Below are 14,871 nucleotides of genomic sequence, written 5' to 3'. Positions count from 1 at the left end.
AACAAAGACCCGTTTGGGTTGTATGGTTAAGTGACTAAGCGTACACGGTGGATGCCTTGGCAGTTGGAGGCGATGAAGGACGTATTAACTTGCGATAAGCCTAGTCAAGCTAGTAAAAAGCACTTGAGACTAGGATTTCCGAATGGGGAAACCCACCTGCTTGCAGGTATCGTTAACTGAATACATAGGTTAACGAGGCGAACGCGGAGAACTGAAACATCTAAGTACCCGTAGGAAAAGAAATCAACCGAGATTCCGATAGTAGCGGCGAGCGAAATCGGAACAGCCCTTAAGCTTATTATGTGTTAATGGAAGGCTCTGGAAAGTGCCACGATACAGGGTGATAGTCCCGTACATGAAAACGCATTTTAAGTGAAATCGAGTAGGTCGGAGCACGTGAAACTTTGACTGAATATAGGTGGACCATCATCTAAGGCTAAATACTCCCAACTGACCGATAGTGAACCAGTACCGTGAGGGAAAGGCGAAAAGAACCCCTGTGAGGGGAGTGAAATAGAACCTGAAACCGTGTACGTACAAGCAGTAGGAGCCCACTTGTTGGGTGACTGCGTACCTTTTGTATAATGGGTCAGCGACTTATATTTTGTAGCGAGGTTAACCGATTAGGGTAGCCGTAGGGAAACCGAGTCTTAACTGGGCGAATAGTTGCAAGGTATAGACCCGAAACCCGGTGATCTAGCCATGGGCAGGTTGAAGGTTGAGTAACATCAACTGGAGGACCGAACCCACTAACGTTGAAAAGTTAGGGGATGACCTGTGGTTAGGAGTGAAAGGCTAATCAAACCGGGAGATAGCTGGTTCTCCCCGAAATCTATTTAGGTAGAGCCTCGGACGAATACTTACGGGGGTAGAGCACTGTTAAGGCTAGGGGGTCATCCCGACTTACCAACCCTTTGCAAACTCCGAATACCGTAAAGTAATATCCGGGAGACACACGGCGGGTGCTAACGTCCGTCGTGAAGAGGGAAACAACCCAGACCGCCAGCTAAGGTCCCAAAGTCATAGTTAAGTGGGAAACGATGTGGAAAGGCCCAGACAGCCAGGAGGTTGGCTTAGAAGCAGCCATCCTTTAAAGAAAGCGTAATAGCTCACTGGTCGAGTCGGTCTGCGCGGAAGATGTAACGGGGCTAAACTATGCACCGAAGCTGCGGATTCAAAATTTATTTTGAGTGGTAGGGGAGCGTTCTGTAAGCGGTTGAAGGTGTACCGGGAGGTATGCTGGACGTATCAGAAGTGCGAATGCTGACATGAGTAACGATAATGCGGGTGAAAAACCCGCACGCCGGAAGACCAAGGGTTCCTATCCCATGTTAATCAGGGTAGGGTAAGTCGACCCCTAAGGCGAGGCCGAAAGGCGTAGTCGATGGGAAACGGATTAATATTTCCGTACTTGGTATAATTGCGATGGGGGGACGGAGCAGGCTAAGCAAGCATGGCGATGGTAGTCCATGTGAAAGTGTGTAGGCTAGTGACTTAGGTAAATCCGGGTTGCTGTTAGGCTGAGACACGAGACGAGTCACCAAGGTGATGAAGTTGCTGATGCCATACTTCCAGGAAAAGCCTCTAAGCTTCAGATTATACCGAATCGTACCCCAAACCGACACAGGTGGTCAGGTAGAGAATACTAAGGCGCTTGAGAGAACTCGGGTGAAGGAACTAGGCAAAATCGTACCGTAACTTCGGGAGAAGGTACGCTCCGATTGGTGATGAGACTTGCTCTTTAAGCTGATTGGAGCCGCAGTGACCAGGTGGCTGGGACTGTTTATTAAAAACACAGCACTGTGCAAAATCGCAAGATGACGTATACGGTGTGACACCTGCCCGGTGCCGGAAGGTTAATTGATGGGGTTATCTTCGGAGAAGCTCTTGATCGAAGCCCCGGTAAACGGCGGCCGTAACTATAACGGTCCTAAGGTAGCGAAATTCCTTGTCGGGTAAGTTCCGACCTGCACGAATGGTGTAACCATGGCCACGCTGTCTCCACCCGAGACTCAGTGAAATTGAAATCGCAGTGAAGATGCTGTGTACCCGCGGCTAGACGGAAAGACCCCGTGAACCTTTACTACAGCTTGGCACTGAACATTGAACCTACATGTGTAGGATAGGTGGGAGACTTAGAAGCAGAGACGCTAGTTTTTGTGGAGTCGTCCTTGAAATACCACCCTTGTAGTTTTGATGTTCTAACGTTGGCCCCTGAATCGGGGTTACGGACAGTGCCTGGTGGGTAGTTTGACTGGGGCGGTCTCCTCCCAAAGAGTAACGGAGGAGCACGAAGGTTGGCTAAGTACGGTCGGACATCGTACGGTTAGTGTAATGGTAGAAGCCAGCTTAACTGCGAGACAGACACGTCGAGCAGGTACGAAAGTAGGTCATAGTGATCCGGTGGTTCTGAATGGAAGGGCCATCGCTCAACGGATAAAAGGTACTCCGGGGATAACAGGCTGATACCGCCCAAGAGTTCATATCGACGGCGGTGTTTGGCACCTCGATGTCGGCTCATCACATCCTGGGGCTGAAGTCGGTCCCAAGGGTATGGCTGTTCGCCATTTAAAGTGGTACGCGAGCTGGGTTTAGAACGTCGTGAGACAGTTCGGTCCCTATCTGCCGTGGGCGTTTGAGAATTGAGAGGGGTTGCTCCTAGTACGAGAGGACCGGAGTGAACGAACCGCTGGTGTTCGGGTTGTCATGCCAATGGCATTGCCCGGTAGCTACGTTCGGAACTGATAAGCGCTGAAAGCATCTAAGCGCGAAGCAGGCCTCGAGATGAGTTCTCACTAGACTTTTAAAGTCTCTGAAGGGCCGTTGAAGACTACAACGTTGATAGGCAAGATGTGGAAGTGGTGTGAGCCATTAAGCTAACTTGTACTAATTACCCGTGAGGCTTAACCATACAACGCCAAACGCGTTTTATGTGATAGTTTAAGCGAAGAAGTTAATATAACTAAAGTAGATTACTTGATTACTCTTTATTATCAGAATTCCAAATTTTAGTAAGCTTGATTAAATCGAACTTACACCAAATTTGCTTGGTGACAATAGCGTTTTGGACCCACCTGACCCCATGCCGAACTCAGTAGTGAAACGAAACAGCGCCGATGATAGTGTAGCATTTGCTATGTGAAAGTAGGACATTACCAGGCTCCAAATAAGAGAAACCCGTTACAGCGATGTAGCGGGTTTTTTGCTGTTTGGGATTTAATAAAAAAACCAAGAGCCCATGCCGAACTCATTAGTGGCCGCTCTCGTACATCCTGTACTTCACGGCATTCGTATTCCTATACATCAAACAAAACAGCGCGAAGGCAAGCCTCACACAAGGCCGCATCGGCACAAAGATAGTGTCGTATTTGCTATGTGGCTCTCTACCGCTGTGGGCACTACGATATTCTACTGCGTGGTCACTACGAAGGAACGCGCCGACGCCAAATATGTGCAAGCTCGAATCTAAATTTATACCAATTCGCTTAATTAAGCGGTCTATTTTGAGGCAGGAAAAACGGGTTGATAGCTAGGCAATAAATTCGCTATTTAGTTGTTCTAAATGAGAATTTTTTAACACAGATAGCGACACGTTTAGCCCCGCAAAATGATTGAGTATTATTGCGGGTTGGTATTAGGTCTTTTGAAGGGTATATGGGCTGATAAATTCATCAGTCCATATATTTAATAATCAGCGAGGTCGTTAGCGATTAGATAAGAATACAGTAAGCTTTTTACCTATTTTTAAATGGTCGCTCGAAAGGTTATTCCATTGTTTTAGTTTAGTAATACTGACTTTGTAGTGACTGGAAATTTTCCATAAGCTATCACCCGATTTAACCTGATGTTCAATTTGGGTATCGGCTAATTGAGGGAGCACAAGCTTTTGGCCAATTCTAATGGTGTTACTTTTTAGATCGTTAAACGCTTTGAGTTGGCTAATACCCACTTTGTAGCGTTTCGCTATAACACTTAAGCTATCGCCACGTTTTACTGTGTAGTGTTGCCACTTACTATAATCATTGGAATCAAGATTAGCGAGCATGTCTTTAAATTGTGTTTGTTCAGCAACTGGAACAACAATGTGGGGCGCATCAATAATTGCTGGAAAGCGGATCACACCATGGTTTAAAAATTCAAGTTGCTGCCATTGCTTTTGGTTATCTAAAATAACAGCGTCATCAATAGGCAATACTGCAATTGTTGGGCTGTTTGAAATTGTAGGAAAAGCCATTTTTTGGCTTTTTAATAATTGTGCCGCAGCTAGTAATTTTGGCACGTACTGACTGGTTTGTTTGGGCAGTTTTAAGTTGAAAAAATCAGTGGGTTTGCCTTGTTTTTTATTATTACTAATTGCTCTAAGTACACGACCTTCACCTAAGTTATAGGCTGCTATAGCGTGATACCAATCACCATCAAAGCGCCTGTGTAAATATTCCATAAAATCCAACGCTGCTCGGGTACTGTCTATTACGTCCTGACGTCCGTCATACCAAGAGGATATTTGCACTTTAAAATATTTAGCAATGGCAGGCGTTAATTGCCAAAGTCCAGATGCATGCTTGTGCGAATAGGCACTGGCATCAAAGTCACTTTCAATTAGCGGCATTAATGCTAATTCTATGGGTAAGTTCCGCTTTTCAACCTCTGTGACTATATAATAAAGATAAGGCTCAACACGGCGACTAATTTCATCCATGTAATTTGGGTGCGATAAATACCATGCAATACGTTGCTGTACATCTGGGTGGCTAGAATTGGCAAATGTAAGCTGCGTTTGGATGCGTTGCCACACATCATCGAGTTTCTGAGGACTTAAGGGAGCTATTTGCTCAATATTTTCGTTTTGTTCTTTAACAACAATATTCGGGTTAGCTTTAATATCAGGTTGTGAAGATGGCTGTTCGGGTGTGGTTTCACAACCGGATAAAATTAACACTAATGGCAAAATGCGGATAAATCGATTTAAAGGCACGTACTAAACTACTCCGAAAAAATGAATGTGGCTAACCTAAAGCAGGTTAGCTTAACATAGCGTGAGTTAAGAATGACTTGTAGTTGAATTTAACAGTTCCTTAAATTGATCTTTATAGCGACGCGATAAGTTAAGTATTTTTCCTGTTGTAAGTTTTACTTCACTATCTCCACTTGCTAATGGCGTGATTGATTCAACCGCGTCTAACCTAACCGCATGAGAACGGTGAATGCGGCAAAATCCTTGTGGTTCTAACTGAGTTATAAGTTGTGTCATGGTTGCACGAAAAGGGTAAATTCGAGCGCCAATATGTAGATTTACATAATTGCCATTTGATTCAAGCCAATCTACTTCTGCTACGCGAACAATAAATTCTTTTCCCAGCTTTTTTACCAGTAGCCTGTCTAAGTTTACATGTTCAGCAGTATCTTCGCCTTGACTGATCGGGGCTGCTTCACCTGTTAATTGGCTCACGACATATTGATAGGTTTTAATAACAACAATCAAAAATAAGAATCCCCACAAATCTTTGCGGTATTCATAAAGTAACTCAAACCATACTAACCCAAAGTCATATTGCATACCCTGCACGGTGTAAATGAGTTTGCGGATAGCGACCATAATACCAATATGTAATAACGAAAAAGCAATGCTCGCTACTAAGTACAGTAATATTGAATGAGAGATTTTTTGCCAATTAAAGGGCTTAGCTTTTAATAACCAAACTAAAGCCGGAAACAATAATAAAGTGCTAATAGCACTCGAGTATTCCCACACAAAGGGCTCCCAGATCATAAAAGGAAGTGCGCCATCACGTTGGGCTTCCATAATATTTGAGCTGGCATTAATCGTGTTGTTTATAAAAATATAACTAGATAAAAATAATGCCGCATACCATCTCTGGTAGCGCTGAAAGTGCGATAAAGTGATCATTATTATTGTAACTCTTAAAAGACCATCATTAGACTAGCAAGATAGTGATAGATCACCAAACTTATCATCCCTGATATCCACCGCTTATCCCCACTGACTGTTTTATCAGCCTTTTGTGATTGCTTAACGCAGAGTGTTGTTCATAGTTGTTATTAATTAGTCGTAAGCTAAATCTATCATGAAACTTAAAATAGTAATTAAAAACACAACACGTAAGCTATTGCAGCCATGGTTAAATGTATTTAATCAAGGTGAAGAGTTACCATCTCGCCGTTATGATTTAGATTGGCTGAGAGTACTTGCCTTTGGCTTATTAATTTTTTACCACGCCGGCATGTTATACAGTGAAAATTGGGGCTTTCATTTTAAAAGTCAGTACTTATCCAGCGGTATTGAAAACGTCATGCTTTTATTGTCGCCATGGCGGATGGGATTAATTTGGTTTATTTCAGGTGTGGCGCTGCGCTTTATTGTTGCGCGCTTTAGTCTAGGTATGTTTTTAACTACGCGAAGTGTAAAAATATTACTGCCTTTATTGTTTGGCATTTGGTTTATAGTGCCTATTCAGCTTTATGCGCAAATGAGCCAAGAGGTTGGTTTAGCTATGAGCTTTTGGCAGTTCTACCAGCAGTTCTTTAATTTAACTAACCCTTTATTTAATCACTATCAAGCAGGGATTTGGCCTCATGTCGATGTAAACCATCTTTGGTACTTGCGTTCGTTATGGCAATTTACTTTATTGCTAGTGCTAGCGATGCCGCTGCTTCATCACGCTACTGTGCATACAATAATCACGCGTTTATGTGGGCGCTCGTTATTTACTATTTTTATTGTATTGCTATTGCCGCTGTGTATTTTAAAACTGAGCTGGCCGAGCGACACATTTAGATACCCCATGGGCGCGCTGTTCTTACTTTATGGTTACTTATTTGCTTGGCAGCCTACATTTTATAGCCAGCTACTTCGCCATTGGCGAGTGCTATTCGTGGTATTTATTTTAGGTTATTTAGTTGTCGTGCTGGGTTATCACACGATTTGGCAAAACCCTGCTGCTAGCCAATGGCAAATTACCAACATGGATATGCTGTATACTGCGCAACGGTTAATGGGCGTGTTGTTAATGCTGGCACTAGCACAACGTTTTTTGAATCACGATCACCCTAAACTGGCTTTATTAAACTGTGCAGTATTCCCTTTTTATCTATTACATCAAAGTGTGATTATTGGCCTTGCCTTTTATTTGTCGAAGCTGCAATTAGGTGGTTTTGTGGAGCCATTACTTATACTCAGCCTCACTTTCATTATTTGTTGGCTGGTGTTTCTTGCTGCGCGCCGTATCGACTTATTAAGCCCGATGTTAGGGATTAAAGTCACAGGTAAATATAAAGCATGGCAAGTTAAAGTGGGCTTTGGTTGCGGACTAATATTGGTAAGCCCGCTGATATTTAGGTTGATTTAGCATCAAAAAAATAGCTTAGAATATTTTATAAATACTTGGTTTTAAGTGGTATGTGCTACAAAACTCGGTTAGATTAAAAGGCTACTATGTGGTTATAACTACAACTTTGGCAAAGCAAACTTATTTTAGGGATGATTGATGCGTTTTTTCTTACTATTTGTATTTTTATGGTGTTTGACTAACGCAGCTTTTGCTACAACAACACCTAATTCAACGCCTGTAAATTCTGCTCCTATTATTGCTAATACGCACAATAGCCAAGATTTGATGTATCAGCAACTGTTTAGTATGCAAAGCCAGCTTGTTCGACTAGATGAAAAGCTACAGCAACAAAAATCACTCGGTAATGATATTAAGACCTTAGAAGCGGCGCAGCAAACACTCAAAGTTCAACTTGCTAACTTACAAACTAAACTCGAAGCGCAAGAAAAGCTGCAAACTAATCAGTTGAATGGGGTTGATGGGCGGATTTCTGACATAGCAAGTAATACTAATATGTGGGGCTTGGCATTGACTATTTTTGGTTTGATTATCACGGTTGCTGCAATCGCTCTCGGTTTTAGTGCAAAAAACAGAGCGGTATACGAAGCCAAGCAGGCTGCTAATATAGCCTCAGAAAGTCATATGGAAAAGTGGTTATTAGAGAATAAAGATACATTAATCGCAAATACCAAAACTGAGCTTGAAGAGGTGAGCCTTGAGCTAAAAGATCGAGCTGAGAAATTAGAAGCAGAGGCAAGGGCTGCGCTGGAAAAAGTCAAGCAAGAACAGCAACAAGCTTGGGACGCCCTCTTAGCAGAAAACAAAGATGTTGTTACCTCGAAAAGAAATAAAGAAGACAATACAGCTACCAAACATAATAAACCGAAAGTATATCAAACAGCTCAAGAATGGTTTAAAGCTGGTATAAATGCGTTCGCTAATAGTGAATATAATGAGGCTCTCAATGCCTGGAATAAGGTATTAGGGCTAGTTGACAGCGAACAAGAGCCAAAGCTTTATGCCATTACAATGGGTAACCAAGGCGTTACTTATGGGAGGCTAGGTAAGCCAAATGAAGAGCTCAACAGCTACGTAACCTTGATTGAACAGTTCAAAGGTTCATCGAATGAAGAGCTTCAAATTCAAGTGGCTAGAGCGATGTATAACCAAGGCGTTACTTATGGTCAGCAAGGGAAGTTTGATGATGCACTAAACAGCTTTATAACCTTGATTGAGCAGTTCAAAGGCTCATCGAATGAAGAGATTCAAAAAACTATAGCTAACTCAAGAACAAATATAGCTGAACAGGCTTTACTTTATGAAACGCCAGAACAGGTTCTTACTCGTGTTGCACAAGCAGAAAAATACTCAGATAACCCACAGTACTTAGCTGTGATGCAGTTTATTCGTTTTTTACTTAACGATAAAACGATTGAGGAGGTGTTTACTGCCTTAACCAAAATCCCAACAGCGACGGACTTAACGTGGAACTTTAGTGAGATTAAAGATTACCTAACCGATAATTTTGAAGGCATAAAGCAACAGCAGATTCAAGCTGTTGTGAAGTATTTTGAGCAACATAAAGATATTGAGCAATTAAGGGTTGAATTAGGAATTAAAGGCTAGCTCAATATAAATTAAATATCGCCGTAAACGGCGACCTTTAGGGCGGGCTTTAGCGTGTTAAATATCCTTGAGCTTTATCGCGGGGTTACCGGCAACAACAGTGTTCGCAGCCACATCTTTGGTTACTACCGACCCTGCGCCTACTACAGCGTTATCACCAATGGTAACGCCAGCTAACACAATAACCCCCGCGCCTATCCATACGTTATTGCCAATGGTTATCGGTGCTGCAAAGTTTTCTTTATTGAGCCGCGCCATGGGATTAACTGCATGAGATACGGCTAATAGTTGAACGTTCGGGCCAATTAAACAATCACTGCCAATGGTAATTACACCCTCACTAATAGGGGCATCCAACATAGTGCAGTTAATGTTTATAAAAGTACGATCACCTATTTGTATTTGACTGCCATAGTCACAATGAAAGCCCGCTTTAATAATTACTCCATCACCACAGTGTGAGCATAATTCTTTTATTCGCTTTAAATTACCTTTACTGGGGCTTTTATTAAATAAGCGGCAAATTTCGTGCACAGCTTTTCGCTGCGCTAGATTCTCTTTACTAATATTATTAAATGACTGCATATCAATTTTGTTTAACTTAAATAATGGTGTCTAGCTTAACCTACTTTGAGCATGATGATAATTTGAATAAAACTGCGCTTTTTTTATGCATTCACTTGCCATTTATTATGTTTCGTTTAAAATCCCCTAACTTTCGAAACGAAACTTAATAGCAGTTACTTAATGACCAAACGAAACACCCAGCAACGCCGTCATCTGATCCTTAGCCAAGTAAATGAGCTTGGTGAAGTGGCTGTTGAGACTCTTGCTGAACAGTTTCAAACATCAGAAGTAACCATTCGAAAAGACCTAACCGCGCTTGAAAAAAGTGGCTTGTTGCTGCGCCGTTATGGTGGGGCTATTGCGCTACCAAAAGAGATAGTAAGCGATGAGATCGATTCTAAGCGCAAAGTAGCAATTGCTAAGGCAGCAGCGGCGCTTATAAAAGATCATAACCGCATTATTATTGACAGCGGCCGCACTACTGCAGCGATGATCCCTGAGTTGGCTACCAAGCAGGGGTTAGTTGTTATGACTAACGCAATTAAAGTGGCAACACGTTTATTAGCACTTGAAAACGAGCCTACCCTTTTGATGACAGGTGGCACGTGGGATCCGCATTCAGAATCGTTTCAAGGGCAAGTAGCTGAAAATGTTCTATGCTCATATGATTTTGATCAGCTATTTATAGGTGCCGATGGCATTGATGTAGCGCGTGGAACAACCACGTTTAATGAACTTGTTGGGCTAAGCCAAGTGATGGCTAAAGCGGCGCGCGAAGTTATTGTGCTGGTTGAGTCAGAAAAGATTGGTCGAAAAATACCAAATTTAGAATTACCGTGGCAAACAGTAACCACATTAATAACCGACAGTGGCTTAGCAAGTGATAAGCGTGCAGCCATAGAGGCGTGTGGTGTAAAACTAATTTGCGCAGAGATTATGGAATAGCAACTACATCGTGAGTTGCTAGAATTAAAAAATTAATGGAGACACTATGTGTGGAATCGTTGGGGCTGTTGCAGAACGTCCAGTAAATAAAATCTTAGTTGAAGGCCTTAAGCGTCTTGAGTACCGTGGTTATGACTCAGCAGGTGTAGCTTTACTTGAAGGCAATACTCTTAATACAGTTAAAGCAGTAGGTAAGGTTGTAAACTTAGAGTCAGCACTTGAACAAGCTGGTGTTAGCGGTCACACAGGTATTGCACACACTCGTTGGGCAACTCATGGCGGTGTAACTGAAGCCAATGCTCACCCACATGTTTCAAGCAATCAATTAGCGCTTGTACATAATGGAATCATTGAAAACCACGCAAGCTTGCGTGCAGCACTTAAAGGCGACGGTTACGAGTTTTTATCAGACACCGACACTGAAGTCATGGTGCATTTAATTCATCAGTTACGTCAGCAGCACACGACTTTATTAGCGTCAGTTCAAGCAGCTGTTAAACAGTTTGAAGGCGCATTTGGTACCGTTGTGTTTGATAAAGCGAATGATAACGAAATTATTGTAGCGCGCTCAGGCAGCCCGTTAGTTATTGGTTTAGGCCTTGGTGAAAACTTTATTGCTTCTGATCAGCTTGCATTATTACCGGTAACTCGCAGCTTTATCTTCTTAGAAGAAGGTGATGTAGCGCGTATTACTCGCGACACGGTAGAGATTTTTGATGCAGATGGCAACGCGGTTGAGCGTGAAGTTGTTGAATCAAACATCACACAAGATGCATCAGGTAAAGGTGATTACCGTCACTACATGCTAAAAGAAATTTATGAGCAGCCACTTGCAGTACGTAACACCCTTGAAGGACGTTTAAACGACGATCGCGTAGCGATTGATGCCTTTGGCGACAGTGCACAGCAAATATTTAAAGACGTAAAACACGTACAAATTATTGCCTGTGGAACGTCATATCACTCAGGTATGGTTGCTCGTTACTGGCTTGAGCAATTTGCAGGTGTTAGCTGTAACGTAGAAATTGCCTCTGAGTTCCGTTACCGTCAATCGTTTGTACACGAAAATAGCCTGCTAGTAACGATTTCACAGTCAGGTGAAACGGCTGATACTTTAGCTGCACTGCGTTTAGCTAAAGAGCAAGGCTATATGGGGTCAATGACTATTTGTAACGTACCAGGCTCATCGCTTGTACGAGAATCAGACCTTGCCTTTATGACCAAAGCTGGTGCTGAAATTGGTGTAGCCTCTACTAAAGCATTTACTACGCAGCTTGTTGGTTTGTTAATGCTTACTGCGTCTATTGCGCAGGAAAAAGGCTTAGATCAAAGCACGATTGTTAACGCTATTAAACTGCTACCAGCTAAATTAGAGGAAACGCTATTGTTGGCTGATGGTATTGCAGACCTTGCAGAAGAGTTTGCTGATAAGCACCACTCACTGTTTTTAGGTCGCGGTTCACAATACCCAATCGCAATGGAAGGCGCGCTTAAGCTTAAAGAGATTTCATACATCCACGCTGAAGCCTATGCAGCAGGTGAGCTTAAACACGGTCCATTAGCACTTATTGATGCAGACATGCCAATTATTGTTGTAGCACCAAACAACGAATTGCTTGAAAAGCTTAAATCAAACGTAGAAGAAGTACGTGCACGTGGTGGCATCATCTATGTATTCGCTGATAAAGACTCACACTTTGAGTCAGACGACACAATGCGTGTAATCAACGTAAACCACGTAGATGACGTAATTGCCCCTGTTGTATATACAATTCCACTACAGTTGCTGTCGTACTATGTAGCGGTCATTAAAGGCACTGACGTTGACCAGCCACGTAACTTAGCAAAATCGGTTACAGTTGAGTAAAATCAACAGGTTATAGGTTTTGATTAATGTTAAAAAAGCGCTTAAGGCGCTTTTTTTGTGCCTGAAACTCTGTTAGCTTAAGTAACTTATTATTCTCTAAGGGATTAGTCATGCGTTTATTAACCGTTATTTGTTTTGTTAGCTTTTTTGCTTTTAGTTCACAAAATGCCTTTGCACAAGCTGGCATTAAACAGCAAAGTACAGATTACTCTGTGCACACGCACACTATTAAATCTACTGTTTTAAATGAAGAACGCACAGTTGTTGTGCAGTTACCAAAGAGTTATCAAGCTGAGCCAAATAAGGTATATCCTGTTATATATCGCTTAGATGGCGCGGGTAATATACCGCTTGCTAGTGCTGTTATTGAGCGTTTACAAAATGATAATCGTGCGCCTGAGGTTATTATTGTCGCTATTGAAAACACTAATCGACTTAGAGATTTTTACCCTACAGTGAATAAAGAGCCACAGGGCCCAGTTGGTGAAGGGGGCGGTGCTGCAACGTTTTTAGCGTTCTTTGAGCAAGAGCTCATTCCTTTAGTAAATAAGAACTATCGCACGCATGACTATAAGGTTATATCTGGCGCCTCTGCGGGCGGTGTATTTGCGCTATATGCTTTGCAGGCAAAGCCCGAACTATTTCAAGCGCATATTGCATATAGCCCTGCGGTTTGGTGGAATTATGGCGCATCGGTAAAAAGCACAAAATCGTTTATAACTAAAACGAAAGAACTTAACAATTACGTTTACATTAATATTGGCGAAGAAGCCGGCATAATGCGTGAAAGGTACGATGAATTGCAGCAAACTATACAATCGCATAAAGTGCGAGGGTTACGCTTCTCTAGTGATGCGTTTGATGGTATCTCGCATAACTTAACCGCTGCTGCTGGCGTATTTAATGCCTATTACAATCTATTTCTGCCTAAACAAATGCCTATAAGTGCTTTAACTGACGATGTAGCCTCTATTGATACTTATTATCAAAACTTATCTCAGCAATGGGGTGAGCAAATATCTCCACCAGATCGCGCTGTTAGATTACTTGGTTATAACTTAACGGGCAGCAAGCAGTTTACCCGTGCTATAGAGGTGTTTAAGTACAATATAAAAAACTACCCAAAATCAGTTGATGCGCTTTCTGCCCTATCTTATGGCTATGAAATGCAAGGTGATACTCGCCAAGCACTTGAACAGATGGAGTCTGCTTTAGCCATTGCAGATGACTCATATCCTTATATAAATTATTTAAGAGAAACAAAAGCTAGGTTACAAGCAGAACTTAGCAAGAACTAATAATATTGCTAACTTAGTTGTCGGCTTTTTATGAAAGCCCTTTAATTTTGGAGTGCTTACGCTGACAGTCAAATTAATTACAAGAGTAGGGCTTAAGATTCAAAGAGTGCTTTTTAAGGTGATTTTTTTTACCAAACAAATTAGAAGAAGCAATATTACTTGCTGATGATATTGCAGACTAAGAAGAGTTTACTGGTAAATACTCATACTGTGAGTCAGATGACCATGCGTGTAAACCATGTGATTGCCTCTATTGTATATACAATTCCACTACAGTTACTGTCACACTATAAAGCGGTAATTAAAGCACAGATGTTGACGAACCATGCAATTAGGCAAAGTCGGCTAAAAATTTTAAAATCAATAGGCGACAGGTTTGATATAAAAGGCGCTTTGTGCGCCTTTTTAGTCTGCGCGATTACCTAAATCATAGGCAAAGTAGCTATAGGCAATTACGAACATCAAACCAATAAATGATATATGCATTGTGCGAGCTAAAATTAAATCGATAGGTCTGGCGTGTCGTAAAATTGCTTCGTCATTAACAACCGTCGCCTTTGCGGGTTTTTGCCGCCTTATTACTTTGCCATACATGCTCACTCTTATGCCCAGCCCTTTATCCCAAAGTGGTTCATGTATCCCTTCCTCACGCATTTTTTTCTCAATATGCTTCATTGAAATACGCGTAAAGCATAAGGTTGAAATGAGGAAAAATATCAATGCTGGAAGCGACACTATAAAATAAATGATTTCGGGAATTATGTACATGATTAAAACCAATTCATATCAGAGAAGTAAGCATATATTAAGGTGCAAGATGATTTATCAACATAACACCTAACGATTATAATTTAGGCACAAAATTAATAAGCGCGCTCACCTAAGTCATATGCAAAATAACCATATACAGCTAGGGTCATCATAATTACGAAAGAGTAATGCATTGTGCGAGCTAAAATTAAATCGATAGGTCTGGCGTGTCGTAAAATTGCTTCGTCATTAACAACCGTCGCCTTTGCGGGTTTTTGCCGCCTTATTACTTTGCCATACATGCTCACTCTTATGCCCAGTCCTTTATCCCAAAGTGGCTCATGTATCCCTTCCTCACGCATTTTCTTCTCTATGTGTTTCATTGAAATACGAGTGAAGCACAAAGCTGAAATAAGAAAAGCAATTATAAATGGCCCAGTTATTATCCAGTAAAAAGTTTCAGGCATAA

10 protein-coding genes and 2 rRNA genes are annotated in these 14,871 nt (G+C 41.9%); 7 read left to right on the top strand and 5 right to left on the bottom strand.

The annotated features are described in order from the left end of the window. The first annotated feature begins 24 nt into the window (after window positions 1-24). Together ABZP26_RS16315 and rrf are read left to right on the top strand one after the other, a co-directional pair. Window positions 25-2,911, top strand: a 23S ribosomal RNA gene (locus tag ABZP26_RS16315). A gap of 135 nt (window positions 2,912-3,046) precedes the next feature. Further along, a 5S ribosomal RNA gene (gene rrf / locus ABZP26_RS16310) occupies window positions 3,047-3,161 on the top strand. Window positions 3,162-3,703: 542 nt separating this feature from the next. Here the strand turns inward: rrf and ABZP26_RS16305 are convergent. Both ABZP26_RS16305 and ABZP26_RS16300 read right to left on the bottom strand, forming a co-directional pair. Continuing rightward, window positions 3,704-4,975, bottom strand: a complete 1,272-nt coding sequence (locus tag ABZP26_RS16305; RefSeq protein ID WP_096038888.1) for a LysM peptidoglycan-binding domain-containing protein — start codon at window positions 4,973-4,975, stop codon at window positions 3,704-3,706. A 66-nt stretch (window positions 4,976-5,041) separates the two neighbouring features. Next, the gene (locus ABZP26_RS16300; RefSeq protein ID WP_368485626.1) at window positions 5,042-5,905 is read right to left on the bottom strand and encodes a LytR/AlgR family response regulator transcription factor; all 864 of its coding nucleotides are present in this window, start codon (window positions 5,903-5,905) and stop codon (window positions 5,042-5,044) included. Between the two features lie 181 nt (window positions 5,906-6,086). Here ABZP26_RS16300 and ABZP26_RS16295 point away from each other — a divergent pair, with 181 nt between their 5' ends. Together ABZP26_RS16295 and ABZP26_RS16290 are read left to right on the top strand one after the other, a co-directional pair. Further along, window positions 6,087-7,367: an acyltransferase family protein gene (locus ABZP26_RS16295; protein WP_368485178.1), complete on the top strand. Its 1,281-nt coding sequence runs from the start codon at window positions 6,087-6,089 to the stop codon at window positions 7,365-7,367. Window positions 7,368-7,505: 138 nt separating this feature from the next. After that, window positions 7,506-8,975 carry a tetratricopeptide repeat protein gene (locus ABZP26_RS16290; protein WP_096038886.1) on the top strand — a complete coding sequence of 490 codons (1,470 nt, stop codon included), beginning with the start codon at window positions 7,506-7,508 and terminating at the stop codon, window positions 8,973-8,975. A gap of 57 nt (window positions 8,976-9,032) precedes the next feature. On the opposite strand, the gene ABZP26_RS16285 is transcribed toward ABZP26_RS16290, so the two are convergent. After that, complete coding sequence (locus ABZP26_RS16285; protein ID WP_368485177.1) at window positions 9,033-9,560, bottom strand: sugar O-acetyltransferase; 528 nt, start codon at window positions 9,558-9,560, stop codon at window positions 9,033-9,035. 162 nt (window positions 9,561-9,722) lie between these two features. Between ABZP26_RS16285 and ABZP26_RS16280 the strand changes: the two genes are divergently transcribed. From ABZP26_RS16280 to ABZP26_RS16270, 3 genes are all read left to right on the top strand, one after another. Continuing rightward, window positions 9,723-10,487: a DeoR/GlpR family DNA-binding transcription regulator gene (locus ABZP26_RS16280; protein WP_016898983.1), complete on the top strand. Its 765-nt coding sequence runs from the start codon at window positions 9,723-9,725 to the stop codon at window positions 10,485-10,487. 46 nt (window positions 10,488-10,533) lie between these two features. Next, window positions 10,534-12,354, top strand: a complete 1,821-nt coding sequence (gene glmS / locus ABZP26_RS16275) for a glutamine--fructose-6-phosphate transaminase (isomerizing) (protein ID WP_008112790.1) — start codon at window positions 10,534-10,536, stop codon at window positions 12,352-12,354. Between the two features lie 110 nt (window positions 12,355-12,464). Then, the gene (locus tag ABZP26_RS16270; RefSeq protein WP_368485176.1) at window positions 12,465-13,652 is read left to right on the top strand and encodes an alpha/beta hydrolase-fold protein; all 1,188 of its coding nucleotides are present in this window, start codon (window positions 12,465-12,467) and stop codon (window positions 13,650-13,652) included. Between the two features lie 405 nt (window positions 13,653-14,057). On the opposite strand, the gene ABZP26_RS16265 is transcribed toward ABZP26_RS16270, so the two are convergent. Together ABZP26_RS16265 and ABZP26_RS16260 are read right to left on the bottom strand one after the other, a co-directional pair. Next, window positions 14,058-14,327 (bottom strand): hypothetical protein, encoded by a 270-nt coding sequence (locus ABZP26_RS16265; RefSeq protein WP_368485175.1) that lies wholly within the window; start codon window positions 14,325-14,327, stop codon window positions 14,058-14,060. A 188-nt stretch (window positions 14,328-14,515) separates the two neighbouring features. After that, window positions 14,516-14,869: a hypothetical protein gene (locus ABZP26_RS16260; RefSeq protein WP_147154738.1), complete on the bottom strand. Its 354-nt coding sequence runs from the start codon at window positions 14,867-14,869 to the stop codon at window positions 14,516-14,518. Window positions 14,870-14,871: the final 2 nt, after the last annotated feature.

This window comes from Pseudoalteromonas sp. SD03 (genome assembly GCF_040937955.1).
In the GTDB taxonomy this organism is placed as follows: domain Bacteria; phylum Pseudomonadota; class Gammaproteobacteria; order Enterobacterales; family Alteromonadaceae; genus Pseudoalteromonas; species Pseudoalteromonas tetraodonis.
The sequence above is the reverse complement of the archived record's forward strand: the minus strand, read 5'-3'. Positions and strand labels throughout refer to the sequence as shown.